Origin of the sequence: Microbispora sp. NPDC046933 (assembly GCF_040644635.1) — a bacterium.
Lineage (GTDB): Bacteria > Actinomycetota > Actinomycetes > Streptosporangiales > Streptosporangiaceae > Microbispora.
In genome coordinates, this window is the sequence record NZ_JBEYWW010000011.1 from 87,914 (window position 1) to 112,764 (window position 24,851).

The following is a 24,851-nucleotide window of genomic DNA, read 5'->3' on the forward strand; positions in this document are numbered from 1 at the left end:
CGGTCATGGAGAGCCGGTGTCGCGGTGCAGGCGGCGCAGCGCGAAGGCCAGCTGGAGCCGCAGCCGCCCCCGAGGATCGCGTACCGTCCAGCCGAGGAGATGCTCGGCGTGCGCGATCCGGTCCTGCAGGGTCGAGTGGTGCACGGTGAGCCCCGCGGCGGCGGCGCGCAGGCTGGGTGCGTAGGCGACCGCGTACAGGGTGGTCAGCATCCAGGGCGCCGCGGACCCTGCCCGTTCGAGGGCGCGTACGTCCGGGTCGGTCGCGGTGCCGGGCCCGACGGCCGCCGCGAGGGCCGCGAGCCCGCCCAGCTCGTCGGCGTGCACCACCCGCGGCCCCGGGTCCTGCGGGGTGCCCTCGGCGGCCAGCCGCAGCGCCGTCCGGGCGAGCGCCCACGAGCGTGGCAGGTCGAGCACGTCCACCGCCGGCCCCACTCCCGCCCGGACCCCCTCGGGAACGGGCCGGCGGGTGGTCGCCACGTGGGCGACGCCGCCCTCCAGCGCGACCGCCCGTACGGCGACGCCGCCGGGCAGGCCCAGCTCGCGGGCGGCGAGCGAGCGCGCGGCCGGGGGAGCGGCGGCGTCCAGCAGCACCTCGACCAGGGCGGGATCGTCCATGCGCCGGCGGACCGGGGCACGGCCCCGGGTCCGGTCCAGCACACCCCGCGCCGCGGCCGCGGCCCGCTCCAGCACCATCGCGCCGACCGGTCCCGGCGGTGGTGGGCGCTCCAGCCACAGGGTGGCCGCCCCGCCGGGCACGGCGATGCGGGGCCAGGCCGGATCCGGCGGCGGACCGGCGTCCGTGCGGCGGCCGTCGGGGAGCACGCGCACGTGGACGCCGCGCTCGGAGTCGGTCAGGCAGGCCGGGCAGCCGGCCAGGACGGCGGCGCCGCGGGCGATCGCCTCCAGCCCCGCCCGTGCCTCGACCAGCCGGTCGAAGTAGGCGATGACCTGGAGGGCGGCGCCGGCGTCCGGGTCGAGCGCCGACAGCCGCCCGGCGAGGTCCTTCATCCCGTGCTCCCGGCCGGGCTAGCTGCCGAGGAGGCGGCGCAGCCAGCGCAGGCGGGCGGCGCGGGCGTCCTGCGAGACGGCCGCCTGCGGGGCCATGAGATCGAAGCCGTGGAACCCGCCCGGCCACACGTGCAGTTCGGCGCTGCCCCCTGCCCGCCAGATGGCGCCGGCGTACGCCACGTCCTCGTCGCGGAAGGTCTCCGCCGAGCCGACGTCGATGAACGCGGGCGGCAGCCCGGACAGGTCGGTGGCGCGCGCGGGGGCGGCGTAGGGGGAGACGTCGGGGCCGCCGCGGGCGTCGCCGAGCAGGGCCGTCCACCCGGTCTCGTTCGCGGTGCGGTCCCAGACGCCGAGCCCGGCCATCTGATGGGACGACGGGGTGTCGTTGCGGTCGTCGAGCATGGGGCACATGAGCATCTGCCCGGCCAGGGCGGGACCGCCGCGGTCGCGGGCCATGAGGGCCAGCGCCGCGGCCAGCCCGCCGCCCGCGCTGGCCCCGGCGACGATGATCCGCTCCGGGTCGATGCCCAGCTCGGTAGCGTGGGCGGCGGTCCACGCCAGGCCCGCGTAGCAGTCCTCGACGGGAGCCGGGTGCGGGTGCTCGGGCGCCAGGCGGTACTCGACCGACACGACGACGAGCTGGAGCTCCTGCGCCCAGTCGAGCACGCTGTCGACGCCCACGCGGTTGTCGCCGACGATCATTCCCCCGCCGTGGGTGTGGTAGACGGCGGCGAGCGGGGCGGTGGCGCCGGCCGGGCGGCAGATGAGCAGCGAGACGTCGGGCGCCCCGGCCGGGCCGGGCACCGCACGCTCCTCCACCTCGAAGGCTCCGCCGCGGCTGAGCGCCTCGTCGGGCAGGCTGGAGCCGTTCGACATCCCTGATCGCAGGAGCGGGATCATGTCCGGCGTGAGCGACGGCGGCAGGGTCTCGCCGAGTACGGCGAGTGCGGCGGCCAGCTCCGGATCGAAGGGCGGCGAGGTGGCGGCCGAGGGGAGAGTGCTGCTCAACGGGGCTCCCGTATCGTGGAGGTTGCCTGTGACCAACTGGTCCGTGCTCACCATCGTGAGAAACACGGCGGCGGCGATCCAGCGCCATTCGGCGGAGACTACCCGCCATTCGGCGGGTGCCGTGACACGCCTGAGCGCAGCGAGCGGATTTTAGATCCGCGTTACGCGCTCGCGGCTATGGTGACGCCCGACGACGTCTCGGGGAGCGGTCTCGGGAGTGCCCATGTCACAGCGGAAGGTGAAGCGCATGCGCGCCGCCATGCGGCGCGAGGAAGCCAGGCGGCGCGAGGAGCGCAGGCGGCTGGCGCGAAGGATCACGTACGCCACCGCCGCCGTCGTGGCGGTGGTGGCCGTCGCGACGGGGGTGCTGGTCTTCACCTCCGCCGGAGCGCCGGACACGGCGACGCCCGTCGCGAACGCCTCGCCGCATCCCTCCTCCTCGGCCACGGGATCGGCCACGGGATCGGCCACGGGATCGGCCACGGGATCGGCCACGGGATCGGCCACGGGAGCGGCGGCGAACTCGGCCACGCCGTCGGCGCCCGCCGGCGCGTCACCCGAGGCGACGCCGTCCACTCGCTGACGCGGCCCGGACGGGCAGGTCAGGCGCGGTGACCGGACGGGCAGGTCAGGCACGGTGACCGGACGGCAGGCCGGGGTTCGCCGCCCCGGCCTTCTCCTGTCCGCGAATGGACGGACGACCCGTCCTACCCGACGACGCCGGAGACGCTGGGCGGCCAGCTGTCGACGTTCAGGAGCCGGTGCGCGTAGAAGTAGGCCACGAGCTGACTGCGGTTGCTGCAGGCGAACTGGACGAGCAGCTTGCTGATGCGCTCCGCCACCGTGTATCGGCTGAGGTGCATCTCGCGGGCGATCCTCGTCGTCGTGTAGCCCCTGGCCAGCATGACGATCAGCCACCTGTCGCGATCGTTTATCAGGCCGTCGGAAAGAAGGTCCATGTGCAGTCCCGGTTCGGATCGCCGTTCGACTGAAGGGAGCCTGGTGGGGGTCCCTTTGCGGCGACCCTAGGAAGGGGCGCTTAACGATCGGTATGGCCCGGCCATGGCCCCGGTTATGGCCTTCCCGGCCACGCCGGTAGCCCACGTTTGTGGGGTTGTGTCACCCGCTCGTCCCCGGCTCATACTCGACCTGCGACGCGTTCCGGTCAGGCCGGGGACGAGCGGAGAGCCGCTCACATCGCTCAGGAGCACACCGACAGCGGGAGGGCGAAGTGAAGGGCAGGCTGTGTTGAGAGATGTCGTGACGGCTGTGGGGCTGACCAAACGCTATCGGGGCAGCGAGCGACCGGCCGTGGACGACGTCTCCTTCGAGATCGCCGAGGGGGAGACCGTCGGGCTCCTGGGCCCCAACGGCGCGGGCAAGACGACCCTGATCAAGATGATCTGCGGAGTCACCACCCCCACCTCCGGTGAGATCCGGGTCTTCGACGCCGATCCGGTGCGCCAGCCCGTCCTCGCGAAGAGCGGCATCGGGGCGATGCACCAGACCGGCCCGTTCGACATGATGCTGCCGGCGCTCGACAACCTGCGGATCGCCGCCAGGTTCCGCGGGCTGCGGTGGCGCGACGTCCGGCCGTGGGCGTTGGAGGTGGCCGACTTCCTCGGCCTGGCCGGCGCGATGCAGCGCCTGGTCTTCCAGATGTCGGGCGGCCAGCGGCAGCGGTTGCAGCTGGTGCGGGCGCTGCTCACCATCCCGCAGCTGCTCATCCTCGACGAGCCCTCCGCGGGCCTGGACGTCGCGGGGCGGCGCCAGGTCGAGCGCTTCGTGACCTGGCTGCGCGAGGAGCACGGCGTGACCGTGCTGTGGACCAGCCACCACATCGACGAACTGGAGCGCAACAGCCAACGCGTCCTGGTCGTCGACCGGGGGAAGGTGCTGCGCTTCGCCAAGCCGCGCGAGCTCGTGGAGGAGTTCGGCAGCACCCACCTGCTGGTGACCGTCGAGGACCCCGCGGCGGGCGGCCTGGTGGCCGCCTGGGCGGAGTCGGCCGGGCTGCGGGCCAAGGCCGAGGACGACGAGGTGCGCATCGACGACGCCCAGGCGCGGGACGTGCTGCCGGAGCTGTCCCGATACTGCCAGGACCACGCGATCGCGATCACCGGGGTGACGACCGCCGTGGACTCGCTCGAGGAGGTCTTCCTCCGGATGACCGGGAACGAGGGGTGACGATGGCCGCCGGGCTGCACTTCCACAACGCGCCCCCCGCCCGGACCACGAGGGCGGCCGACCTGGCCGCGGTGCTCTACCGGGAGTACGCGCTGCTCGCCCGCAACCGGGTCTACCTCATCCTCGGCCTGGCGCCGATGCTGGTGTACCTGCTGCTGGTGAACACCTCGCTGAGCAACCTCGTCAGGGTGGTCGACTACAAGGGCGTCAGCGTGGGGTTCGCGGTCTTCCTGCTCCCCATGACGCTGGCGATGTCGGTCGTCAGCGCGGCGGGCACGTCCGCCATGGCCGTGTTCCAGGAGGAGATGAGCGGGGTCGCGACGCAGCTGTGGTCGTACCCCATGCGCAGGTCGCGCTTCCTGCTCGGCAAGATGATCGCCGGAGTGTCGCTGGTGCTGGGGCAGACCCTGCTGGGCCTCGCCGTGGCCGCGATCATCTTCGACCTCCCGTTCGGCCCGGAGAACTGGTTCGGGCTGCTGACGGCGCTCACGCTGTCGGCCCTGGCGCTCAACGGGCTGTACCTGGCGGCCGCGATCACGATCACCGACTACCAGGCCTTCATGGTGCTGTCGAACGTGTCGATGCCCGTCCTCGTCTTCAGCGCCCCCTCGATGTACACCACCGAGAGCATGCCCACGGTGCTGCAGTGGATCTCCGTGGTCAACCCGCTGACGTACGCGATCAACGGCATGCGGGACGCCGCCGTCTTCGGCGTCGGCGAGGCATGGGTGGACCTGCTCGTGCTGGCGGTCATGGCGGTCGCCGGCTACGCCGTGGGCGGCCGGGCCCTGCTCAAGCGCGCCGGCAACATCTGAGCGGCACCATCCGATCCGGCACCTCACCTCGGCACCTCACTCTCGGCAGTCACTTCGGCGGTCACTTCGGCGGTCACTTCGAACCAGGGCAAGGGGACGATGCGGACAGACACCTCCTCCCACTCATGGATCCTCTCCCTCTCCGACCAGTCGAAGGTCCGGTTGCCGGGGACGGACCGGGCCAGGGACCCGGCGGCCTCGCTGGAGATGGCCGGCCGCGCGGCGCGCAGGGCCGGGATCACCCGGGTCGCGGACATCACGAGGCTCGACACCCTGGGCATCCCGACGTTCCAGGCGATAAGGCCCACGGCCCGGACCCTCGCCGTCTCCCAGGGGAAGGGCGTCACGCCCGACCTGGCGAAGCTGTCGGCGATGATGGAGGCCGTCGAGCTCTGGCACGCGGAGCAGCCGATGGCGCCGATCACGACGGCCTCTCCCCGCGAGGTGGCCGGGGAGCTGGGCTACGACGTCCACGCTCTCCCCCTGTGCACGCCGACCCTGCTGCACGACGGCCTGCCGGTGGACTGGGTCGCCGCCAGGTCGCTGGTCGACGGGTCGCGGACCCTTGTCCCGAGGGACGTGGTGGAGTTCACCCTCGTCCGCAGGACGGGCTGGAACCCGCCGGCGTTCTTCTCCTCGACGAACGGGCTGGCCAGCGGGAACACGCAGGCGGAGGCCGTGCTGCACGCGTTGTACGAGGTGATCGAGCGGGACGCGGTGACGGCCTTCGTCACCGGCGGTGACCGGGGCGTGCGGGTCGACCCGCGCTCGCTCGGGTCGTCGGTCGTCGACGACCTGTGCGTGACGATGGAGCGGGCCGGGGTCCGCCTGGAAGCGAGGTCCCTGACCTCGCCGACCGGGCTGCCGTGCTTCGTCGCCCGGATCACCTGCGACGACTATCCTCCGCCGTTCATGGGCTTCGGCTGCCACCTGAGCTCGGCCATCGCGCTCAGCCGGGCCCTCACCGAGGCCGCGCAGGCCAGGCTGGGTTACGTCTCGGGCGCGCGCGACGACCTGCGTTCCGACATTCAGGACGACCTGGGCGCCAAGCGGCGGCCGGAGCCGGCGGCCGGGGAGGCCGGAGCGCCGACAACGCCCATGCACGCGCACGAGAGCCTGGTCGACGACCTGGAGGACGTGGTGAAACGGGCCGCGGTCGCCTTCTCCCACGCGCCCCTCGTCGTCGACCTGACGAGGGAGGACATCGGGGTCCCGGTCGTCAGGGTGCTGGCGCCCGGGAGCCGCGTCTGCGCGGAGGTCTTCTGATGAGCCCGGGTCTTGTGATGACTCAGGGTCTTCTGATGAGCGAGGGGTTCTGATGAGCTCGCCGAACGTGGTCGTCTACACCGGGCCGACGATCTCCCGTGACGAGGTCCTGAGCGTCGTGCCGCAGGCGCGGGTACGGCCGCCCGTGGCCCGGGGCGACCTCCTCGCCGAGACCTGGAGCCCCAACGACACCGCCGTCATCATCGATGGCTACTACCGCGAACGGCTGTCGGTGGGCCACAAGGAGATCCTCTGGCTGATCGACGAGGGCGTGCATGTCATCGGCGCGGCCAGCATGGGCGCGTTGCGCGCGGCGGAGCTCAGCCCGTACGGCATGAGCGGCGCGGGCACCGTGTTCGACATGTACGCGACCGGCGAGGTCGACGGGGACGACGAGGTCGCCGTGGTGCACGGACCGGCCGACCGGGGATACCCCGCCGGGACGGTGGCGCTGGTCAACATCCGGTACGGCTGTCGCGAGGGGGCGCGGACGGGCCTGATCCCGGCGGCGGCCGGGGAGCGGATCGTCCGGACGGCGAAGGCGCTGCCCTTCATGCAGCGGACCTGGCGCGAGCTGGACGCGGCGGTGGACTCCTGCGACCGCGACCATCTCGCGACGCTGGAGCGGCTGATCGGCATGGGCGAGTGGGATGTCAAGCGGCTGGACGCGATGGCGGCGCTGCGGGCGGTCGGCGAGCGCCCCGGCGAGAGGTCTGACGAGAGATCCGCGGACTGGGCGGCCGACACGGCGCTGACGGGGATCACCCACTACGAGGCGCTGAAGTGGCGGTCGAGGCGCGAGTACGCCCCGGACAGGTGGATGACCGACCTCGACGTCGTGAACGCCGGGCGGCTGTTCGGCGACGACTATCCCCGCCTGCACGAGGAGGCGCTGACCGGCCTGCTGGCGGATCTCGCCGCCGCGCGGGGCCTCGGCCTGGAGGCGTACGCCCGCGCCAGGCTCGGGGTCGCCGAGCACTCCGCCCTGCCGCCCGTCCTCGCGTCGTGGCTCACCGAAACGGAGCTCGCCGCCCTCCCCGTCGCCGAGCAGTTGCGGCTGGTCATGGTGCGGGTCTGGCCGATCTGGCAGTCGGAAGACTGGAGGCCGGTCGTCCTGGAACGGGTCAGGGAGTCGGGCCACTGGCACGAGTGGTCCGAGATCGTCGCCCGCGCCGACGAGGCCGCGGAGCGGACCCGCGGCAGGCTCGCCGTCCCGCCGCCGGAGATCTGCGCGAAGATCTTCCTGCGTCACTGGCACGGGAAGGGGACCTCGGCGGAGGTGGAGCTGGCCCGGCGGGGCTTCACCGGCATGCAGGAGCTGGGACACACCGTCAGGAGGTTCTTCGCCCTCGACGTCCAGAACGCGCGTGCCGCGGAGCGGCGAGCCGACGAGTGAGCGGAGTGGTGGGCTGAGGGACGAGGCCGCCCGCGTAGCGAGTGAGGAGGGGAGCGCGACCATGAGCCGAGCGGTGAGCCGGCGAGTGAGCGGAGTGGTGGGCTGAGGGACGAGGCCGCCCGCGTAGCGAGTGAGGAGGGGAGCGCGACCATGAGCCGAGCGGTGAGCCGGCGAGTGAGCGGAGTGGTGGGCCCCGGCTGGACGGCTGTGCTGTGTCCCGGATCGCCGGCGCGTCCCGTGAGGAGAGGGTCATGACCGCGACCACGCTCAAGCAGCCGTTCGACCCGGCGGCCGCGCGGCATCGTCCGAACCCCCACCCGCTGTTCCATCGCATGCGCGAGCACGCGCCGGTCTACCGGTACGTGAGCCCGGCGAGCGGCCGGGTGCTGTGGTATCTGACGCGGTACGCCGATGTGCAGCGCGCGCTGCTCGACCCGGACGTCGGGCGTCAGCTCGACCGGCTGCCCCCCGATCTCGCCGCGCCGCACCGCAGGGCGGAGAGCCGCGACCCGCTGGCCATGCTGCGGCGCAACGTGTTCCACCTCGATCCGCCCGACCACACCCGGATACGCAGGCTGATGGCGCCGGCCTTCGGTGTCCGTACGGTGGCCGTGCTGGAACGGCACGTCGACCGGGTCGCCGGCGAGCTGGTGGACGGGATGGCGGACGCCGGAGGCGAGGCCGACCTGATCAGGGACCTGGCGTTGCCGCTGCCGATCCTGGTCGTCGCCGAGCTGCTCGGCCTTCCCTTCGAGGACCGGGCCCGGCTGCGCGGGTGGAGCGACGAGATCGTGGGCAGCGGGGACCCGTTCCGGGTGCGCCGCGCCGGCCTGGAGTTCATGGCGTACGCCAACGAGAGGATCGACGAGCGGCGGGCGCGCCCGGGGGAGGACCTGCTGTCCCGGCTCGCCGAGGCGGAGCGGGCGGGCGGGATCAGCCGCATGGAACTGATCTCCAGCGTGTTCCAGCTGCTGCTCGCCGGGGACGAGACGACGGTCAACCTGATCGGGAACGGCGTGCTGGAGCTGCTGCGGCACCCCCGCCAGCTGGAGCGGCTGCGCGCGCGTCCCGAGCTGATCGGCTCGATGGTCGAGGAGGCGCTGCGATACAACGGCCCGGTCGGGCACTCCCGGCCGTTGTACGCCCTCGCCGACGTCGAGATCGGCGGCACCGTGATCCCCCGTGGTGACATCGTGGTGCCGGTGCTGCTCGCGGCCAACCGCGACCCGGCGGTCTTCCCCCGGCCGGACGTCTTCGACATCGGCCGCAGCCCGAACCGCCACCTGGGCTTCGGCCACGGCGCCCACTTCTGCCTCGGCGCGGCGCTTGCGCGGCTGCAGGCCGCGGCCGCCGTCGGCGCGCTGGTGCGCCGTTTCCCCGGGATCGCCCTGGCCGTCGATCCCACCGACCTGGAGTGGACGCCCGACCTGTTCCTGCACGGCGTACGCCGCCTGCCCCTGCGGCTGCGCACGCGCCGGACACCTGTCGGACGCCGAAAGGAGCCGGCCCATGAGTAACCGACCGCGGGGCTTCGCGGGGTACGCGAACCTGTCCCGGATGGCCTTCGGCTACGCGTCCTCGCAGATCCTCTACGCGGCCGTCCGGCTCGGCGTGCCGGACCTGCTGGCGGAGGGGGCCGTACCGGTGCCGCGGCTCGCGGAGTCGACCGGGTCGGACCCGCACGCGCTGGGCCGGCTGCTGCGCGCGCTGGTGGTGCTGGGCGTGGCGGAAGAGGGGGAGCCCGGGTGGTTCGGGCTGACCGAGCAGGGGCAGCCGTTGCGTGCCGACCACCCGTGGTCGATGCGCTCCAGCCTCCTGCTGCTCGGCGACCCCGCCACGTGGCAGGCGTGGGGGGCGCTGACCCACAGCGTGCGGACCGGTGAGGCGGCGTGGGACCACGTGCACGGCAGGCCGCTGTTCGACCACCTCGCCCGCCACCCGGAGCTGTCGGCGGTGTTCAACAGGGCGATGCGCGAGGGCACCGAGCGGATCGCGCCCGCGCTCCCCAGGGGGTACGACTTCACCGGAGCCCACACCGTGGTCGACGTCGGCGGCGGGAACGGCTCGCTGCTGGCCGCGGTGCTGGCCGCCACCCCGGGCGTCAAGGGGATCCTGTTCGACACCGCCGAGGGGGTCGCCGGCGCCGCCGAGGAGTTCCGGCGGGCGGGGCTGTCCGACCGGTGCTCGATCGAGGCCGGCGACTTCTTCGAGGGCGTGCCCGAGGGCGACGTCATGCTGGTGAAGGGTGTCCTGCACGACTGGGACGACCGGCGCTGCATCGCTCTCCTGCGCAGTTGCCGCAGGTCGATCGCGGCGGACGGCCGCCTGCTCGTGCTGGAGCCGGTGATGCCGTACGGCCTCGGCACGCCGGAGGCGGCCGGGGCCGTCATGAGCGACATCGCCATGCTCGTCTACACCGGCGGCCGGGAACGCGGCATGACCGAGTTCAGGGACCTGTTCGTCGCGGCCGGCTTCGAGCCGGCCGAGGTCACGCCGCCGCTGGGAGGCTCGGAGATCCGGGTCCTCGTCGCGAAGCCGGCCTGAGCCCCGCTCCGGGCCGCTTGATGCCGCGCCGGCCCGCACCCGCCGGTCGGTCCGGACGCCCCTGTCGCGGACGGCTCCTGGCCAACGAGAGTGCCGACGTGGCTCCCGATGTTGGCCGCCTCGTCCGCGAAGGCTGTGTCACGGAGGCGCGTGGCACGGCTGAAGTGGCGCCAAGGCGAAGATCACCAAGTCGTCCGGGGAGGACCACCAGCTGGGCATCGCCTTCATTGGGCTGGCTCGACGGCGCCTCGCGTATCGCCGAAGCGCACAAGTACTGAGACCAGTCGATCGGGGTAAGGAGTTCTGCCATGCATGCCCTCATTCGCCGGATCCTGCCGGCCGTCATCATCGTGGTCATGACAGCCGGCTGTGCGGGTGGGGGCCCGCGGCTACTCCTCAACGAAGACCCCGAAACGGGTGAGACCGCCTCAATCGGTGTCATCCTGCCCGACACCGTGGCCCGTCGGCCCTACTCCCTGGGAGGGTGGGTGATGTGCCTTGATCGGCCGGGTTCGGTCACCATCGACAAGGTCGACCTGGTCAGGCCGAGTGGCGGCATAGTCCTGCAGGCGTTCTCCTCCCGGCTGCAGAGCCGTACACGTGCCATGCTCGGCAACGCCGAGCAGCCTCTGACCGAGCTCGAATTCCCGGCGCGCAGTCCCGCCGTGACCACGCCCTGCAGCAACATGGACCACGACGGACTCCTCACGGAGCTCGGTCTGCAGTACGGGAAGACCGGCGACCGTACAGCACGGGCCGAAGGCGTTCGCGTCACCTACACCTCGGCGGGCCGGCAGCGCACCGTCGATCTCTACCTCGACGTGCGGCTGTGTGCTCCCGACGACATGGACACCGAGCAGTGCAGGGACATGTACGAGGAGCTCCGGAGCGAAAACAAGGGCGACGAATAGCCGCCCTTGCGGACGGGTCGTCGAGCCGGATGACCGGTACGACGGCGAGGGCGCCGGGGACGAACCGCGTCATGGCGGGGGAACTGACGACCATGACGGACTGTCGCCGATCAGGAGCGGGAGTGCGACCGCGCGACGGCGGCGGCCCCGCCCAGCGCCATCCCATCAGCGGTACAGGATCTCGCCGATGAGCCACCGGACCAGGTGCAGGTTGGGACGTGGCCTCCCACAAACACGGAGCCGGCTCGCCGGCAGAGCGGGCGTCGGGATTCAGGGGGTTTCAGCCGGTCGCGGCGGCGAAGCGCGCGTGCCACCACGCGGCCAGGGCGGGGTACTGCCCGATCGCCTCCGCACTGGTGAGGAGGGGCTCCGGCCGCCCGGTCAGCACCCGGGCGACCTCCGACCTGTCCATCGCGGTGTCGTCGGAGATCAACGTCTGGGCGCCGAAGAACTGGGCGGCGAGCCGCGGGCTGCTCAGCTTCGCCTGGGCCAGGCGGGTGCGAATCTCGCGCTCGAACGCGTTCGGCTCCCGTCGCGGCACCATGCCGTGGCCAGGCTGCTTCCCGGCCCGCTCTCCGTCCTGCTCGACCGCCATCCGCCAGGACCGCTCCGCCTCCGCCGCGAGGGCGGCCTGGAGTCCGGCGAACAGGGACGGCCCGATTCCGTGCCGTGCGAGCTCCTCGTCCAGCCGGCGCGCGCCGAGCGCGGCGACCGACATCCCGTGCGAATGGACGGGGTTCACCGCGACGGCCGCGTCGCCGATCGCGGCGAAGCCGGCGGGCAGCCGCGCCCGCTCGAAGAACCGCCTCCTGTTGACGGTGTCGCGGTACGGCCGGACGACGCCGAGGGGGGTTGCCTCCGCCATGAGGTCGGCCACGACGGGGTCGCGCAGCGAGCGTGCGAAGGCCGCGAACCCCTGCTCGTCCGTCGGCGGCTCACCGCCCCGGGTGCCGGTGAGCGTGACGATCCACCGGCCGCCCTCGACGGGGAAGAGCGTCGCCCCCCGGGCCGGCTGTCCCTTCGCCGTCCCCGGGTGCACCATGATCGCCGGGATCGCCGCGGCCAGGTCGCGGGGCGCCTGGTAGAGGCGCGTCGCGTAGGCCAGGCCGGTGGAGACGGCCACCTCCTCGATCTCCTGAGCGCCGATCTCGGCGAGCCAGCGGGGCGACTTCGACCTGCGTCCCGTCGCGTCGACGACGAGGTCCGCGCGTACGGTCTCGCGCGGGGCGCCCTGCCGGCTGACCGAGACGCCGGTGATCCTGGTTCCGTCTCCGATGAGCCCGAGCGCGCGCGTGCCCTCCCAGACGGCGACGTCGCCGCCGCCGAGCGCCCGCCGCCGCACGACCTGGTCAAGCAGCCCCCGGGTGCACGAGATCAGGTGGGCCTCGGTGCGGAGACGCCGGAACCAGCCGTCGGCGGAGTAGATGAGGGCGTCGCCGGGAAGGCCGCGCAGATGCGCGCCGTTCGCGAGGAGGGCGTCGACCGTTCCCGGGAGCAACGCGTCCAGCGCCCGCGCGCCGCCGGCCACGAGCACGTGACTGTGGTGCGACTGGGGCAGCCCCCGCCGCGGGCGGGGATCGGACGGGTAGGAATCACCCTCGACCACCACGACCTCGTCCGCGTGCCGCACGAGCACGGCGGCGGCGAGCACGCCCGCGAAGCCCCCGCCCAGGACGACCGCCCTGCTCATCGGCGGAGGCTCGGCGGACGCGGGGCCGGCGGACGCGGGACCGGCGGACGCGGGGCCGGCGGACGCGTCACGACAGCGACTCCTCCCTGACCGCGGGCTCCTCGGCCGGGAACTCCTCGATCAGGCCCTGCTCGATCATGCTGCCGATGAACTCCTGGACGTCCGCCACGATGCGCCTGCTCATCGCGGAGTTGCTGCCGGCGAACTCGCGGGACAGCTTGAACATGACCGGCTCCCGCTCGCCGTCGCTCGCCACCAGCCTCCATATCCTGGAGCCCGTGTCGTTCAGGCTGTGGAAGTCGCCCGTCTCGGTGTTGTAGAGCGAGACGCCCTCCCCGGTCTCCTGCCAGATCACGGCCTCGCTGATCCGCAGTGACACACTGACCTCCTCTATACCGGCGTGATGGGAAGCAACTCGCCGACCCTGACGGCGCCGGGCGAGGGGGGAACGTAGGTCTTCCAGTCGTCGAAGACGGGGTGGACGTCGCCGTTGACGACCAGGCGGGGCGTCGTCATCTCGCGGTCGTTCGCGGCGAGCTCCGACGGAGTGACCCCGGCCTCCAGCCACAGCTGCGTGGCGATGCCGTGCCGCAGGATGCGGCACTGGTGGCGGCTGTTGCGCCGCAGGTCCCTGGACTCGGCCATGTGCGCGGCCCGGCATCCGCCGCCGCAGGACGCCTTGATGTAGCACTTCGCGCAGTCGGCGTGGTAGTCGCCGCCGAGCACGGTGCTGGTGCGCATCCCGCGCAGGAGCGGCCCGGCGAAGATCTCCGACAGGGGCTGCCGCCGCACGTTGCCCGCGTGGTGCGACCGTCCGGTGACGAGCTTGCACGGATACACGTCGCCCAGCGAGTTGACGTAGATCTCGTTGCCGCCCATCCCGCAGTTGGCCTTCACCGAGCACGGCGTGATCGGCCTCGGGCCGTCCGGCAGCAGCTTGCCGGCGGCCGGAGACGTCCAGGTGATCTGCTGGATCCGCATGTGGTCTTCCCAGCCGAAGTCGTACTCGTCGGACTCGCCCCGGCCCAGGTCGTTGTGGTACATCAGCCGGATGCTGTGGACCTCGAGCCCCTCGGCGAACCTCGCGAAGTCCTCCAGCTCCTCGACGTTGTCGGAGGTGACGATGTGGTTGATCCGCGGCACCACACCGGCCTCGTTGAGCAGTTGCAGGGCCCGGTAGGTCCGGGCGAAGGATCCGGCGCCGCGCGTGCGGTCGTGGGTCTCGGCCGTGCCGCCGTCGACGCTCACCGTGACCATGCCGAACAGCTCGGCGAACCGCTTGGCCTGCGCGGGCTTCCTGATCATCGTGGCGTTGGTGACGATGTTCGACGTCAGCCCGCTGTCGTTGGCGTGCTCCACGATCTGGAACAGGTCCTTGCGGAGCATGGGCTCGCCGCCGGTGAAGATCATGGTCTTCGCCCCGAAGGCGGCGACCTGGGAGACCAGGTCGAGCGATTCGGCGGTGGTGAGCTCCCCGGGGAGGCACTTCTCGGAGGAGGCGTAGCAGTACGGGCAGCGGAGGTTGCAGCCGTCGGTGATCGCGTAATACACCTGGCGGAGCGCCGGCTCCTTGATGGAGAGCTTCGGCCGGTTCCCGTTGTAGTAGACGATGCAGTTCAGGATCAGCTTGGCGAGGGTCCGATCGGTCTCGTCGGTCTCGTCGAGGAGGGTCGGCTCCCCGCCCGCCCGGGGACGGGCCAGGGCCGCCAGGACGGCGAACTCGCGTGCGTCGAGGACACACCGGCCGCCCACCTGCGGGTTGACGACCAGGTACTTCTCACCGTGTACGAAGTAGGTCAGGTCTGCCGGTACGTCGATCAACGAGCGGTTCCGGGCGAGTTTCCCAGGCATCATTCCCCTTCAGGCTCTCAGCCGCAGGTGCGGCCCCAGACTCTGTGGGCGACGCGCGGCCGGAGCCGCACCCGCGAACCGTTCTGACTAGTCCGCTCCGGACCCGGAGCCCGACCAGGCCCCGCACAGGCACTGGCCCTGGACCGGCACGGTGTGGGCCTCGACCTCGGGCCGGGACCACTCGCCGCCGGCGCCGGCGTGCGCCAGCACGCCGGGCAGCGCGGCGGGGAGCTTGTCCTTGAGCGAGATGAGCAGGTCGACTTCCTCCCGGGTCAAGGTGGCGAACGCCTCCTCGACCTCGGCGGCCAGCGGGCTGTTCAGGATGCCGGCTTCACGCAGAGCTTCCCTCGGATCGAAGGCCATGCCTTCACCTCTCTGTCTGACGGGAATGCGGTGTAAACCGAGTATGTGCTGGTGGGAAGTGGGTGAGACAACCCCACAAACGTGGGCTAGCCGCGGTGCCGGTGCGGCGGCGAGGCTCGTCAGGCCGCGGGGACGCCGCCCCCGAGCACCCGGGCCAGCAGGGCGTCCGGCTCCTCGACGCGGTCGCCGCGCCAGGCGACGTGCTGGTCGGGCCGCACCAGCACCAGGGCGGCGCCGTAGCGCTCCGCCAGCTTCGGGAGCGCGGACAGGTCGAGCACGTCCAAGGGCGCCCGGCGGCGGGCCGCGGCGTCAGCCGTCGCGCGGGTGTCCGCGTCCGCGGTCAGGCGGAGCAGGGTGAACCCGTCGCCGAGCGCGTCGTAGAGCGAACGGCCGTCCGGCAGCCAGGCGTGCGGCAGCCGGGCGCCGGGATGCGCCGACGGGGTGTAGGCCGCCAGCACGGGCGCGGGCACCGGTCGGCCGTCCGGGACCACGACGGGGGAGTCCGGATAGTCGTAGCCCAGCACCAGCCCCAGGCTGTGGAACTCGGTGTCCTTGACGACCAGACGGCGGGCGAGTTCGTCGCGCAGCGGCCTGCCCGCGACCGGGTGGTGCAGGTCCCCGGCGGCGAACGACGGCGCGAGGAACGCCTCCTGCTCGGCGGCGGCCGCGATCGTCCGCTCGGCGACCGGGCGGCGCTCCGGCTCGTAGCTGCCGAGCAGCGACTCCGGCGCCCAGCCTCCGACTACGGCGGCGAGCTTCCAGCCGATGTTCACCGCGTCCCCGATACAGGTGTTGAAGCCGTGCCCGCCCCACGGCGGGTTGAGGTGGGCGGCGTCGCCGACCAGGAAGACCCGCCGCCCGCGGTAGCGGTCGGCCAGCAGCATGCGCGCCGACCAGGGGTCGGTCGCCAGCACCTCGACGTCGATGTCGGCGCCCGCGAGGGCCCGCACCAGCCGGGCCGGGTCGGCCGGCTCGGCGGCCGGGTCCACACCCTGCACGATCGCCCACCAGGTGCCGTCGAGGTCGAGGCGGCCCATGAGCCCGCCGCGCTCGGCGCCGATCACCCAGTAGTGCACGCCGACCGCGCACAACGGCCGCTCCCGCAGCGCCCGGCTGCGGAAGGTGACGCTCAGGTTGGGCAGCGTGCCGGAGGACCCCTCGTACCTCGCTCCGATCGCGGCGCGGCTGACACCGCCGCCGCCGTCGCAGCCGAGCAGGTAGCGGGCGGTGACGCGCCGGGTCTCCCCGCCCGGGCCCTCGATCACGGCCCGGACCTCGTCGTCACCGTCGGCGATCCCGGCGACCCGCCATCCGGTGAGCAGCCGTACGGCCGGCAGTTCGGCGGCGGCCTCGCGCAGCACCCGCTCGACCAGCGGTTGAGGCGCCTGCTGTCCCGCCTCGGCGTACTCCTCGCGCCGGGAGGTCGTCAGGCCGAACGCCTCGCGGAAGCGGGTGATCTCGTGCCCGAACAGGCCGGTGCAGAAGACGACGTCCTGCGCGTGCGCGACCGGCAGCGGGCAGGCGGCGCGCAGCCGGTCGGCCAGGCCCCAGCGGCGCAGGTGCTCCATCGTGCGGACGCTGGTGGTCTTCGCGCGCGGGCGCAGCATGTCCAGCGTGACCCGGGGCTCGACGACGAGCACCTCGACGCTGCGCCGCCCCAGCTCGACGGCGGCGGCCAGGCCGCTCGGCCCGCCGCCCGCGACGAGGACGGGGACGTTCACGGCCGCTGATCGGAGCCGACGATGGGCGTGCGCAGCACCCCGAGCCGGTCGATCTCCACCTCGACCACGTCCCCCGGCCGCAGGAAGCGCGGCGGCTTGCGCACGTAGCCCACGCCCTCGGGCGTGCCGGTGGCGAGCACGTCGCCCGGTTCGAGGGTGAACGTACGGCTGATCCGCGACAGCAGCTCACCGACGCTGAAGATCATGTCGCGCGTGTTCCCGTCCTGGACGGTCTCGCCGTTGACCCGGGTGCGCACGCGCAGCCCGTCGGCCAGGTCGCCGACCTCGTCGGCGGTGACCAGCGGGCCCATGGGCCCGCTGCGGTCGGCGTTCTTGCCCAGCGTCCACTGCGCGGTGAGCTTCTGCGCGGTGCGTGCGGTGAGGTCGTTGAAGGCGGCGTAGCCGAGCACGGCCGCCGCGGCGGCCGTTTCGTCGGCGTCGGTCAGCCGCCGCCCCACGACGGCGGCGACCTCGCCCTCCCAGTCCAGGCCGGGCTCGCCGGCCGGCACCGGGGCGGGCGTCCCGCCCGCCGTGAGGGACGCCACCCAGCGGCCGAAGACGGTCGGATGCGCGGGCGGGGTGAAGCCGCCCTCGGCCGCGTGCGCCCGGTAGTTGAGCCCGATGCAGACCACCCGGGCCGACGGCGGCACCGGCGGGGCGAGGTCGACGTGCGCGACCGGGAGCAGCCCGGTGTCCGTACGGCGGGCCTGCGGCAGCCAGTGATCGAGGCCGGCGTAGAAGTCGCCGACCTCGGCGATCGGGGTGACCCGGTCGCCGATCTGGACGGCGACGTCCACCCGCCGTCCGTCGCGAATGCCGACGAGTTTCACAGAGCCACCTCCAGCGGGACGAGCCGCACGTCGAACACGAAATCGGCGAACGGGCCGTCCAGGCCGTAGGACTCGCCCTCCCGGCGCATGACGGGCGTCACGATCAGTTCCTCCTTGACGGCGAACGCGGCGTCGGAGTCCAGGTATTCGTCACCGGCGACGAAGACGTGCGTGGTCACCGGCCGGTGTCCCGGCGCTTCCACGCGGTAGTGGATGTGGGCCGGGCGCATCGGATGGCGGCCGAGCGCGCGCAGCAGCCCGCCGACCGGGCCGTCGGTGGGCACCGGGTAGCTGGAGGGCACGACGCTGCGGAACCAGTACGCGCCGTCGGCCCCGGTGGTGAACAGCCCGCGCAGGTTGCCGGGCGGCTGGGCCGGGTCCTGGCTGTCGTAGTGCCCGGCGTCGTCGGCCTGCCAGATGTCGACGCTGGCCCCCTCGATCGGTGTCCCGCCGGTGTCGGTGACCCGACCGCGCACCACCATGGCCTGACCCCGGCGGCGCTCGGGGCCCTCGGCGATCCACGCGCCGTTCTCGCGCCGGGGAGCGGGGGCGTGGAAGGGGCCCTCGACGGAGGACGGCGTCGCCTCGGCCGGGCCGGCGTGGTTGACCTCGTCGACCGCTGAGGTGAGGCCGAGCATGTCCGACAGCAGGATGAACTCGTTGCGCCGATCAGTGCAGGTGTGCCCGGTGCGGACGAGGAAGTCGATGCCGGTCAGCCACTCGTCCTCGGTCGGCCGGGTCTCCCGGACGAACGCGTGCAGGTGCCGGACCAGCGAGGTCGTCAGCTCGCGCAGCCGAGGGTCGGCTCCGCCGATCTGGCCGAGCACGGCGGTCAGCAGGGCGTCGAGACGGTCCTCCCGGACGCCGTCCTCATCGGTCATGCGGATCTCCTGTCGTCGGGAAGAAGGGAGGCGCTCTAAATCGCTCAGGCGTGGAGCCGTGTTCGGAGGAACGCGATCGTCCGGTCGAGCGCGTCGCGGGCCGCCTCGGGGGCGCCGAGCCACATGTGGTCCGCGTCGTCGTAGACATGCAGGTCCACCTCGGCGCCGGCGCCGCGCAACTCCTCGCTCAGCCGCTCGGTCTGCGCGCACGCGATCATCCGGTCGGCCCGGCCGTGCAGCAGCAGGAACGGCGGTGCGCCGGGGGAGACGTGGCTGACCGGGCTCGCCTGGGCCGCCGCGTCCGGGACGGACGGCACGGGAGCCCCGAGCAGCAGCGCCTCCCGCGACGCGGGGTCCGCCAGGTCGGCGCCGACGCCGGCCGCGACCGTGCGCAGGTCGCTCGGCGCGTACCACGCGGCGACGGCGGCCACCGCGCTGGACGGCCCCGTCACGCCGACGCCGCCCTCAAGCGCGGGATTCTCGGCGGTGAGGCCGAGCAGCGCGGCCAGGTGGCCGCCCGCCGACTCGCCCCAGGCCGCGATCCGATCCGGGTCGATCCCCAGCTCGCCGCCGCGTGCGCGCAGCCAGCGCACCGCGGCCTTCACGTCGTGCACCTGCGCGGGCCACACGGCCTCGCCCGAGAGCCGGTAGTCGGCGCTGGCCACGGCGATGCCCGCGCGCGCGACCAGCTCGAACGGCGTGGGCTCGGCGCCCTCGAAGGCCGGGCCCATCGAGCGGCGGCCGCCCGCCCGCCATCCGCCTCCGTGCAGGAAGACCACGCAGGGAACGAGTTCCTCGGTCCCCGGCGGCAGCACCAGGTCCATCTCGAGCGGCCGCACCCCGGGAATCGCGGCGTACGGCACGCCCGGCAGGACGCGCGTGCCGTACGCGCCCGCGCGGGCGGGCGGCAGCGGCGCCTCGTGGGCGGGCGGAGGGAGCCGCACGGTCACTCCCCGGCCTCCGGCCAGGCGAGGTCGGGCAGGAAGTCCATGGTGTGCGCCCGCGCCGCCGCCTGCATGCGCGGGAAATCGGGCACGAACGGCGGCTGGTCCAGTGTGGCGTGGTCGGTGGGCGTGCCCATCTGCTGGAAGAACCGCTCGAAGCCGCCGGTCGCCACGCCGAGCACGCGGGCCCGCTCCTCGACCTGGTAGGCGTGTGCCAGCCCGGCCGGGACGAAGCCGAAGTCGCCGGGGGTCAGCAGCCGCGAGGTCTTCGTCCCGTCGCGGTCCTGGACGTGGACGCGCACCTTGCCCTCCACGACGTAGAAGGTCTCGTGGGTGTCGTGGTGGGTGTGCGCCGGGATGAGCCTGCCCTTCGGCGCGTCCATCGTGAAGATCCCGAACTGGCCCTCGGTCTCGTCGCCGCTGAGCAGCACGGTGAACAGGTCGGTGAAAAGCAGCGCCCGCTCGCCCTCGCCGCGCCTGAGGAAGAACGCCTCGGGGGCGCCAGGCAGGATTCCCTTCCACCGCGGGCCGCTTTCGGGATCGGCCAGATATTCGAAGCTCATCGCGTCTCCAACTCGGCGTGGACGGACTGGCCGATGATGCGCCACCCCGGCCGCGGGCCGCCAGGCGCCTGCCATTGAACGGCAGGCCTTCTCATCACGGCGTACCACCCGTCTGCCCTCAGCAGACATATCGACAGGTCGCGGGGCAGCGGCGGATACAACTGCGCCATGAGTGTTTCACCGAGCACGAGTTACCGGGATCGGCTGAACGAGAAGCTGTTCCAGCAACGGACCCTGCTGCTGACCGGAGAGGTCGACGACGAGATGGCCGAGCGGGCCTGCGCCGAGATGGTGTTGCTGGCCTCGGCGGATTCCGAACGCGACATCATCCTGTACATCAATTCGCCCGGAGGGTCGGTGCTGGCCGGGCTGGCCATCTACGACACGATGAAGCTGGTGCCGAACGACGTGGTCACCGTCGCGCTGGGGATGGCGGCGAGCATGGGTCAGGTGCTGCTGGCGTCCGGCACCCACGGCAAGCGGATCAGCCTCGCGCACAGCCGGATCATGATGCACCAGCCGTCGGCCGGCATCGGCGGCACGGCGATCGACATTTCCATCCAGGCCGAGAACCTCCAGTACATGAAGCGGCAGTCCGAGGAGATCCTCGCCGCGGAGACGGGACGCACGATCGAGGAGATCGCCGCCGACAGCGACCGGGACCGATGGTTCACCCCGGAGCAGGCCCGCGACTACGGGATCATCGACACGATCGTCGACTCCTTCCACAGCATCGCGCCGTACGCCGTTCCCAACCGGATGGGGTTCTCGTCATGAGCCAGTACACGATCCCGTACGTGGTCGAGAAGACCCCGGTGGGGGAGCGGTCGTTCGACATCTTCAGCCGGCTGCTCAACGAGCGCATCATCTTCCTCGGAACCGAGATCGACGACGGCGTCGCCAACGTCGTGATGGCACAGTTGCTGCACCTGGAGGCGGAGAGCCCGGACCAGGAGATCAACCTGTACATCAACTCCCCGGGCGGCTCGTCGACCGCGATGCTCGCGATCTACGACACCATGCAGTTCATCCGCGCGAAGGTCGCGACGTACTGCATGGGCCAGGCCGCCTCCGCTGCCGCGGTGCTGTTCGCCGCGGGCGCCCCCGGACGGCGGTTCATGCTCGGCCACTCCCGCGTGCTGCTGCACCAGCCGTCCACGCAGGGGCAGGGCACGATCTCCGACCTGACCCTGCAGGCGGCCGAGGTGATGCGCGTGCGCGCGCAGACCGAGGAGATCCTCAGCCTCCACACCGGCGTGGACGTCGCCCGGCTGCGCGAGGACACCGACAGGGACCGCATCTTCAGCGCTCGCGAGGCCGTCGAGTACGGCCTCGCCGACGAGCTGATCATGACCCGCGAGTAGCGCTCACGCCGCCAGCAGCAGCACCCGTGGCGTACCGGCGGACGATCCGCGCGTCGCGATCCGGCGCGACGCCGTGATCCGCCGGACGGCACGGGTGAGCAGCTGCTCGATCGGCAGACCGAGCGCGTCGCACACCGAATGCAGCATCTCCGACGACGGCTCTTTGCGGCCGCGCTCGACCTCCGACAGATACTGCTTCGACATGCCCACCGCACGCGCCACGTCGTCGAGCGTGCGGTCCTGGTCCAGCCGTTCGTCGCGGAGGATCTCCCCGTACACCGTGCGCAGCAACGGGTCCGGGCCGTCGGGGATCGCCGGGCCAGGCTCCTTGCCGGCCCGGCGCGTCCGGATGTCGACGACCACTGATCGGCCCGATGCTGCCATGCCTGGCAGTCTGGCACGTCCGGACCTCCGGCGGACCGTCTGTTCGCGGACAGATGAGCGGGGTCGCGGCTCGCCGTGGCGACGGAGCGAGTGACCCGGCGCCTTCGGAGGCAGGAAAGCGCGTGCCCCCGGCGACGACCGCGAAAGGACGTCACCGGGGGCGGCGCGGAACCGGATCAGTTGATCGTGACGATCGTCCCTGTGCCGTTGGGATACTCGATGTAGCCGGTGTTCGTGCGCTGCGCCGCCCCCGTCCAGGACGCGGTCAGCGAGAACGGCGTGCCGGCGGTCACCTTCGGCTTGGCCGGCGTGACGGTGAGCGCGCCGCGCGCGTCGTTCCCGGTCACGACGTTGACCTGGGTGGTGAACGCCGTGGATGTGGTGCCGGGCAGGTCCCCGAGGCTGAGCACGACCAGAGTGTGCCTGCCGGGCCGCGGGTTGCTCAGCACCCCGCGGTTGTCGCCGTCCAGGTCGAACACCCACGACTCGAACTCGCGCGTGCCGTTGCCGTCGTAGAAGAGCATCCCGCCCACCCGAGCCTCGGGGTCGATGCCGGTGATCTTGAAGGCGGCGGCCTTGGCGCCCTCGGGGATCGTGACCGGGACCTCGCGGCCCCACACCTCGGTGTCGCTGACGCTGCCCGGCGCCTCGTCCGCCGATACCGGCCCGTACGGGGTGATCGGGAACTTCTTCAGCCCCGGGGTCACCTCGAAGGTCACCGAGCCGTCGGCGCCGGTGCCCTTCACCTCGGCGGGCGCCCTGGCGCTCAGCGGGGTGGCCACGATCGCGCTGCGCACGCTCGTGCCCGCCCCGGTCCAGGTGAGCGTGCCGATGGCGGTGGCCGCGGTGGTCTCCGGGAGTATCTCCACGGTGACGGTGAAGTCCTTGGTCTCGCCCGCCTTCTTGAAGACCAGTGTGGACGGCTTGACCTTGGTCTTGTAGCCGGGCAGCTCGATGGAGGCCTTGTAGACGCCCGGCGTGACGGCGGTGACCTGGCGGGTTACCGTACGGGAGCCGAAGAGTTCGCTCACGGAGATCGTCGGATAGTTCAGGTCGGAGGCGGCCAGGGGGTTCACACCGGTGCCGGTCGCGACGCCCAGGCCCTCCAGGAAGCCGTACCAGTCCTCGGCGCCGGCGTCGTAGACCAGGCCGGGGTCGAGCATGCGGGCCGGGTCGACGTGACCGGCGCCCTGGGCGAAGACGTTCGGGGTCTTCGTGTCGTAGGCGGTCGTCATCATCGCCGACTTGATCGCCATGGGGGACAGGAGCGGGTGCCGGCCGAGGTAGAGGGCGGCCAGGCCGGCGATGTGCGGAGTGGCCATCGAGGTGCCGGAGTAGAAATCGAAGTTCTTGCCGGCGTTGCCGGGGGGCGCCACGGCGGCCAGGATCGCCGAGCCCGGCGCGGTGATGTCCGGCTTGAGCAGGTCGCCCTTGGCGGACAGCGCGGGGCCGCGCGAGGAGAAGCTCGCGACCTCCGGATACGGCACCCCGTCCGCGGAGGCCGGGAGCAGGGTGGCCGTCGCGCCCGCGGTGGCCGCGTACGCCGCGATCTTGTCCGCGTCCGGGGCGTTGACGTGCACGGTCGGTACGGCGTGCAGGTCGGCGTCGGTGTCCTGGTCGGACGGGTTGCCCAGCACCATGCCGGCGCCCCCGGCCCGCTTGACCTCGGCCGACTTGTCCACGCGGGCGGTGGTGCCGCGCACGCAGTAGACGATCTTTTCTGCGGCCTTGGCCGGGTCGAGCGAGCCGGCCGCGCAGACCTGCGCGTCGGAGTCGGAGGCGGTGCCGGCCTTCACCGACACGGCGGTGACCAGCGGCTTCGGGCCCAGCGGCGCGACGACCGTGGTGCTGGTGCCGCGGTAGGCGGTGCCGTCGCCGAGCCGCACCTCGCCCTGGTAGGGCGCGATGGTGCCGGCCGCGACCGTCGTCGTCCACGGCGCCGTGTTGTCCAGGGTGGAGGGATCGGGGCCGGAGTTGCCGCCGGCGGTCGAGACGAAGATGCCGGCCTGGGCGGCGGCGAGGAAGGCGAGCTGGATCGGGTCGTCGATCGCGGACTCCCCCACACTGCTGCCGATCGAATAGTTGATCACATCGACGCCGTCGGCGACGGCCTGGTCGACGGCCGCGACGAGGTCGCTGGTGTAACCGCCCGTCGTCCCGCCGTCCTTGCCCTGCCAGAGCGCCTTGTAGACGGCGATGGCCGCGCCGGGCGCGACGCCGGAGATCGTGCCGAAGTCGATGCCGTTCGCGGCGGCGGGGACGTCCTTGCCGCCCGCCGCGGTGCCGGCGGTGTGCGAGCCGTGGCCCTGCGCGTCGCGCGGGGAGATGTAGTCGGCGCGCTTGTCGGGCGGGTTGCCCTTCATCCACTGCTCGGCGAAGTACCGGGCGCTGATCACTTTCTGGTTGCACAGGTTCGCGGTGAACTCCTCGCCGGTCTGGCACAGCCCCGTGAACGTGGAGCCGTCGGCCTTCTTCATGACCGTGACCCCGTCCTTGAGATAGGGCCGGTACGGCGCCGCGTCCGTGGGTGGCTCCGTGCCGAGAGCAGGGCCGGCGAAGGAGGGGTTCTCCGGCCAGATACCGGTGTCGATGACACCGACGACGACGCCCTTACCTGCCTTGTCCGCGCCGCCCAGCCCGGCCCACAGCCCGCGGTCGCCGGACAGGCGGAGAAAGTCGGTGGAGACGCGGTCGTCCAGCGCCTTGTGCAGGGTGTCAGGGACGACGGAGACCACGCCCTTCGTCGCGTGCAGCCGCAGCGCCTGGGCCGCAGTGAGCTCGGCGGTGAAGCTGTTGGAGGCGACCGCGTGGTGGGCCGTGGCAGTCGCGCCGACGCCGCGGGCGACCTCGTCCTGCCGCCTGGTCAGGCGCTCGCGGTAACGCTTGGCGTTGGCGCTGGTGGTGTCGACCTTCCTGCCCTTGCCGCCCTTGGTGGGCGCGATACCTTGCGCGCCGCCGTCGTAGGTGGCCAGCGGCGGCTCGGCCAGGGTGACGATGTACGGGGTGGCGGCGGTCGCGGGCGGTGCCGCGGCGGCGGCCGGCTGTGCGATGCCCGGAGCGGCGGCGGTGACCGCCAGCGCGGCGGCCAGCGTCAATGCGCGGTGAACGCGGGTGTTGCGGGACAT

The 24,851-nt window shown here is 72.6% G+C and carries 24 protein-coding genes; 9 read left to right on the forward strand and 15 right to left on the reverse strand.

Annotation, left to right across the window (positions count from 1 at the left end; genetic code table 11):
* Nucleotides 1–3: 3 nt before the first annotated feature.
* The 4 genes from ABZ857_RS16795 to ABZ857_RS16810 all read right to left on the reverse strand — a co-directional run bounded on the left by ABZ857_RS16795 (nt 4) and on the right by ABZ857_RS16810 (nt 2,975).
* Complete coding sequence (locus ABZ857_RS16795) at nt 4–1,008, reverse strand: helix-turn-helix domain-containing protein (protein ID WP_357043756.1); 1,005 nt, start codon at nt 1,006–1,008, stop codon at nt 4–6.
* Nucleotides 1,009–1,026: 18 nt separating this feature from the next.
* Complete coding sequence (locus tag ABZ857_RS16800; protein ID WP_357043758.1) at nt 1,027–2,016, reverse strand: alpha/beta hydrolase; 990 nt, start codon at nt 2,014–2,016, stop codon at nt 1,027–1,029.
* A gap of 150 nt (nt 2,017–2,166) precedes the next feature.
* Nucleotides 2,167–2,652 carry a hypothetical protein gene (locus tag ABZ857_RS16805; RefSeq protein WP_357043760.1) on the reverse strand — a complete coding sequence of 162 codons (486 nt, stop codon included), beginning with the start codon at nt 2,650–2,652 and terminating at the stop codon, nt 2,167–2,169.
* Between the two features lie 71 nt (nt 2,653–2,723).
* Complete coding sequence (locus ABZ857_RS16810; RefSeq protein WP_357043762.1) at nt 2,724–2,975, reverse strand: LuxR C-terminal-related transcriptional regulator; 252 nt, start codon at nt 2,973–2,975, stop codon at nt 2,724–2,726.
* 310 nt (nt 2,976–3,285) lie between these two features.
* Here ABZ857_RS16810 and ABZ857_RS16815 point away from each other — a divergent pair, with 310 nt between their 5' ends.
* The 7 genes from ABZ857_RS16815 (at nt 3,286) to ABZ857_RS16845 (ending at nt 11,135) form a co-directional block, all read left to right on the forward strand.
* Complete coding sequence (locus ABZ857_RS16815; protein ID WP_357043764.1) at nt 3,286–4,203, forward strand: ABC transporter ATP-binding protein; 918 nt, start codon at nt 3,286–3,288, stop codon at nt 4,201–4,203.
* A gap of 2 nt (nt 4,204–4,205) precedes the next feature.
* Nucleotides 4,206–5,018, forward strand: a complete 813-nt coding sequence (locus ABZ857_RS16820) for an ABC transporter permease (RefSeq protein ID WP_357043766.1) — start codon at nt 4,206–4,208, stop codon at nt 5,016–5,018.
* A 99-nt stretch (nt 5,019–5,117) separates the two neighbouring features.
* Nucleotides 5,118–6,284, forward strand: coding sequence for a YcaO-like family protein (locus ABZ857_RS16825; protein ID WP_357043768.1), 1,167 nt, complete (start codon nt 5,118–5,120; stop codon nt 6,282–6,284).
* Between the two features lie 52 nt (nt 6,285–6,336).
* Nucleotides 6,337–7,680, forward strand: a complete 1,344-nt coding sequence (locus ABZ857_RS16830; protein WP_357043770.1) for a TfuA-like protein — start codon at nt 6,337–6,339, stop codon at nt 7,678–7,680.
* Between the two features lie 251 nt (nt 7,681–7,931).
* Nucleotides 7,932–9,197, forward strand: a complete 1,266-nt coding sequence (locus tag ABZ857_RS16835; protein ID WP_357043772.1) for a cytochrome P450 — start codon at nt 7,932–7,934, stop codon at nt 9,195–9,197.
* Nucleotides 9,190–10,224, forward strand: a complete 1,035-nt coding sequence (locus tag ABZ857_RS16840) for a methyltransferase (RefSeq protein WP_357043773.1) — start codon at nt 9,190–9,192, stop codon at nt 10,222–10,224. Before ABZ857_RS16835 ends, ABZ857_RS16840 begins: the two co-directional genes overlap by 8 nt.
* A gap of 308 nt (nt 10,225–10,532) precedes the next feature.
* Nucleotides 10,533–11,135, forward strand: coding sequence for a hypothetical protein (locus ABZ857_RS16845; protein ID WP_357043775.1), 603 nt, complete (start codon nt 10,533–10,535; stop codon nt 11,133–11,135).
* Between the two features lie 280 nt (nt 11,136–11,415).
* Here ABZ857_RS16845 and ABZ857_RS16850 read toward each other — a convergent pair whose 3' ends face one another.
* From ABZ857_RS16850 to ABZ857_RS16890, 9 genes are all read right to left on the reverse strand, one after another.
* Entirely contained in the window at nt 11,416–12,825 is a 1,410-nt protein-coding gene (locus tag ABZ857_RS16850; protein WP_357043777.1) for an FAD-dependent monooxygenase, read from the reverse strand.
* Nucleotides 12,826–12,892: 67 nt separating this feature from the next.
* Complete coding sequence (locus ABZ857_RS16855) at nt 12,893–13,204, reverse strand: PqqD family protein (protein WP_357043779.1); 312 nt, start codon at nt 13,202–13,204, stop codon at nt 12,893–12,895.
* Nucleotides 13,205–13,215: 11 nt separating this feature from the next.
* On the reverse strand, nt 13,216–14,679 hold the full coding sequence (stsB, locus tag ABZ857_RS16860; protein ID WP_357043781.1) for a StsB family radical SAM/SPASM domain sactipeptide maturase: 1,464 nt from the start codon (nt 14,677–14,679) through the stop codon (nt 13,216–13,218).
* Nucleotides 14,680–14,763: 84 nt separating this feature from the next.
* A complete protein-coding gene (locus ABZ857_RS16865) occupies nt 14,764–15,039 on the reverse strand; it encodes a StsA-related sactipeptide RiPP (protein ID WP_357043783.1) in 276 nt (91 codons plus the stop codon).
* Nucleotides 15,040–15,158: 119 nt separating this feature from the next.
* On the reverse strand, nt 15,159–16,760 hold the full coding sequence (locus tag ABZ857_RS16870; RefSeq protein ID WP_357043785.1) for an FAD-dependent monooxygenase: 1,602 nt from the start codon (nt 16,758–16,760) through the stop codon (nt 15,159–15,161).
* Nucleotides 16,757–17,590: a fumarylacetoacetate hydrolase family protein gene (locus tag ABZ857_RS16875; RefSeq protein WP_357043787.1), complete on the reverse strand. Its 834-nt coding sequence runs from the start codon at nt 17,588–17,590 to the stop codon at nt 16,757–16,759. Before ABZ857_RS16875 ends, ABZ857_RS16870 begins: the two co-directional genes overlap by 4 nt.
* Nucleotides 17,587–18,471 carry a dioxygenase gene (locus ABZ857_RS16880; protein WP_357043789.1) on the reverse strand — a complete coding sequence of 295 codons (885 nt, stop codon included), beginning with the start codon at nt 18,469–18,471 and terminating at the stop codon, nt 17,587–17,589. The genes ABZ857_RS16875 and ABZ857_RS16880 overlap by 4 nt, the downstream gene beginning before the upstream one ends.
* 44 nt (nt 18,472–18,515) lie before the next feature.
* Nucleotides 18,516–19,415 carry an alpha/beta hydrolase gene (locus ABZ857_RS16885; RefSeq protein ID WP_357043790.1) on the reverse strand — a complete coding sequence of 300 codons (900 nt, stop codon included), beginning with the start codon at nt 19,413–19,415 and terminating at the stop codon, nt 18,516–18,518.
* Nucleotides 19,416–19,417: 2 nt separating this feature from the next.
* Nucleotides 19,418–19,978 (reverse strand): quercetin 2,3-dioxygenase, encoded by a 561-nt coding sequence (locus ABZ857_RS16890; protein WP_357043792.1) that lies wholly within the window; start codon nt 19,976–19,978, stop codon nt 19,418–19,420.
* Between the two features lie 168 nt (nt 19,979–20,146).
* Here ABZ857_RS16890 and ABZ857_RS16895 point away from each other — a divergent pair, with 168 nt between their 5' ends.
* A complete protein-coding gene (locus tag ABZ857_RS16895; protein ID WP_357043794.1) occupies nt 20,147–20,755 on the forward strand; it encodes an ATP-dependent Clp protease proteolytic subunit in 609 nt (202 codons plus the stop codon).
* Nucleotides 20,752–21,342 carry an ATP-dependent Clp protease proteolytic subunit gene (locus ABZ857_RS16900; protein WP_357043796.1) on the forward strand — a complete coding sequence of 197 codons (591 nt, stop codon included), beginning with the start codon at nt 20,752–20,754 and terminating at the stop codon, nt 21,340–21,342. Before ABZ857_RS16895 ends, ABZ857_RS16900 begins: the two co-directional genes overlap by 4 nt.
* A gap of 3 nt (nt 21,343–21,345) precedes the next feature.
* On the opposite strand, the gene ABZ857_RS16905 is transcribed toward ABZ857_RS16900, so the two are convergent.
* Both ABZ857_RS16905 and ABZ857_RS16910 read right to left on the reverse strand, forming a co-directional pair.
* Nucleotides 21,346–21,726: a helix-turn-helix transcriptional regulator gene (locus ABZ857_RS16905; protein ID WP_357043798.1), complete on the reverse strand. Its 381-nt coding sequence runs from the start codon at nt 21,724–21,726 to the stop codon at nt 21,346–21,348.
* Between the two features lie 176 nt (nt 21,727–21,902).
* Nucleotides 21,903–24,851, reverse strand: coding sequence for a S8 family serine peptidase (locus ABZ857_RS16910; protein ID WP_357043800.1), 2,949 nt, complete (start codon nt 24,849–24,851; stop codon nt 21,903–21,905).

What these genes read in the sequence shown, in the direction of transcription:
- ABZ857_RS16795 (WP_357043756.1), bottom strand. Translation starts at nt 1,008, where the DNA reads ATGAAGGACCTCGCCGGGCGGCTGTCGGCGCTCGACCCGGACGCCGGC.
- ABZ857_RS16810 (WP_357043762.1), bottom strand. Translation starts at nt 2,975, where the DNA reads ATGGACCTTCTTTCCGACGGCCTGATAAACGATCGCGACAGGTGGCTG.
- ABZ857_RS16820 (WP_357043766.1), top strand. Translation starts at nt 4,206, where the DNA reads ATGGCCGCCGGGCTGCACTTCCACAACGCGCCCCCCGCCCGGACCACG.
- ABZ857_RS16825 (WP_357043768.1), top strand. Translation starts at nt 5,118, where the DNA reads ATGCGGACAGACACCTCCTCCCACTCATGGATCCTCTCCCTCTCCGAC.
- ABZ857_RS16830 (WP_357043770.1), top strand. Translation starts at nt 6,337, where the DNA reads ATGAGCTCGCCGAACGTGGTCGTCTACACCGGGCCGACGATCTCCCGT.
- ABZ857_RS16835 (WP_357043772.1), top strand. Translation starts at nt 7,932, where the DNA reads ATGACCGCGACCACGCTCAAGCAGCCGTTCGACCCGGCGGCCGCGCGG.
- ABZ857_RS16840 (WP_357043773.1), top strand. Translation starts at nt 9,190, where the DNA reads ATGAGTAACCGACCGCGGGGCTTCGCGGGGTACGCGAACCTGTCCCGG.
- ABZ857_RS16845 (WP_357043775.1), top strand. Translation starts at nt 10,533, where the DNA reads ATGCATGCCCTCATTCGCCGGATCCTGCCGGCCGTCATCATCGTGGTC.
- ABZ857_RS16850 (WP_357043777.1), bottom strand. Translation starts at nt 12,825, where the DNA reads ATGAGCAGGGCGGTCGTCCTGGGCGGGGGCTTCGCGGGCGTGCTCGCC.
- stsB (WP_357043781.1), bottom strand. Translation starts at nt 14,679, where the DNA reads ATGATGCCTGGGAAACTCGCCCGGAACCGCTCGTTGATCGACGTACCG.
- ABZ857_RS16865 (WP_357043783.1), bottom strand. Translation starts at nt 15,039, where the DNA reads ATGGCCTTCGATCCGAGGGAAGCTCTGCGTGAAGCCGGCATCCTGAAC.
- ABZ857_RS16880 (WP_357043789.1), bottom strand. Translation starts at nt 18,471, where the DNA reads ATGACCGATGAGGACGGCGTCCGGGAGGACCGTCTCGACGCCCTGCTG.
- ABZ857_RS16890 (WP_357043792.1), bottom strand. Translation starts at nt 19,978, where the DNA reads ATGAGCTTCGAATATCTGGCCGATCCCGAAAGCGGCCCGCGGTGGAAG.
- ABZ857_RS16895 (WP_357043794.1), top strand. Translation starts at nt 20,147, where the DNA reads ATGAGTGTTTCACCGAGCACGAGTTACCGGGATCGGCTGAACGAGAAG.
- ABZ857_RS16900 (WP_357043796.1), top strand. Translation starts at nt 20,752, where the DNA reads ATGAGCCAGTACACGATCCCGTACGTGGTCGAGAAGACCCCGGTGGGG.
- ABZ857_RS16905 (WP_357043798.1), bottom strand. Translation starts at nt 21,726, where the DNA reads ATGGCAGCATCGGGCCGATCAGTGGTCGTCGACATCCGGACGCGCCGG.
- ABZ857_RS16910 (WP_357043800.1), bottom strand. Translation starts at nt 24,851, where the DNA reads ATGTCCCGCAACACCCGCGTTCACCGCGCATTGACGCTGGCCGCCGCG.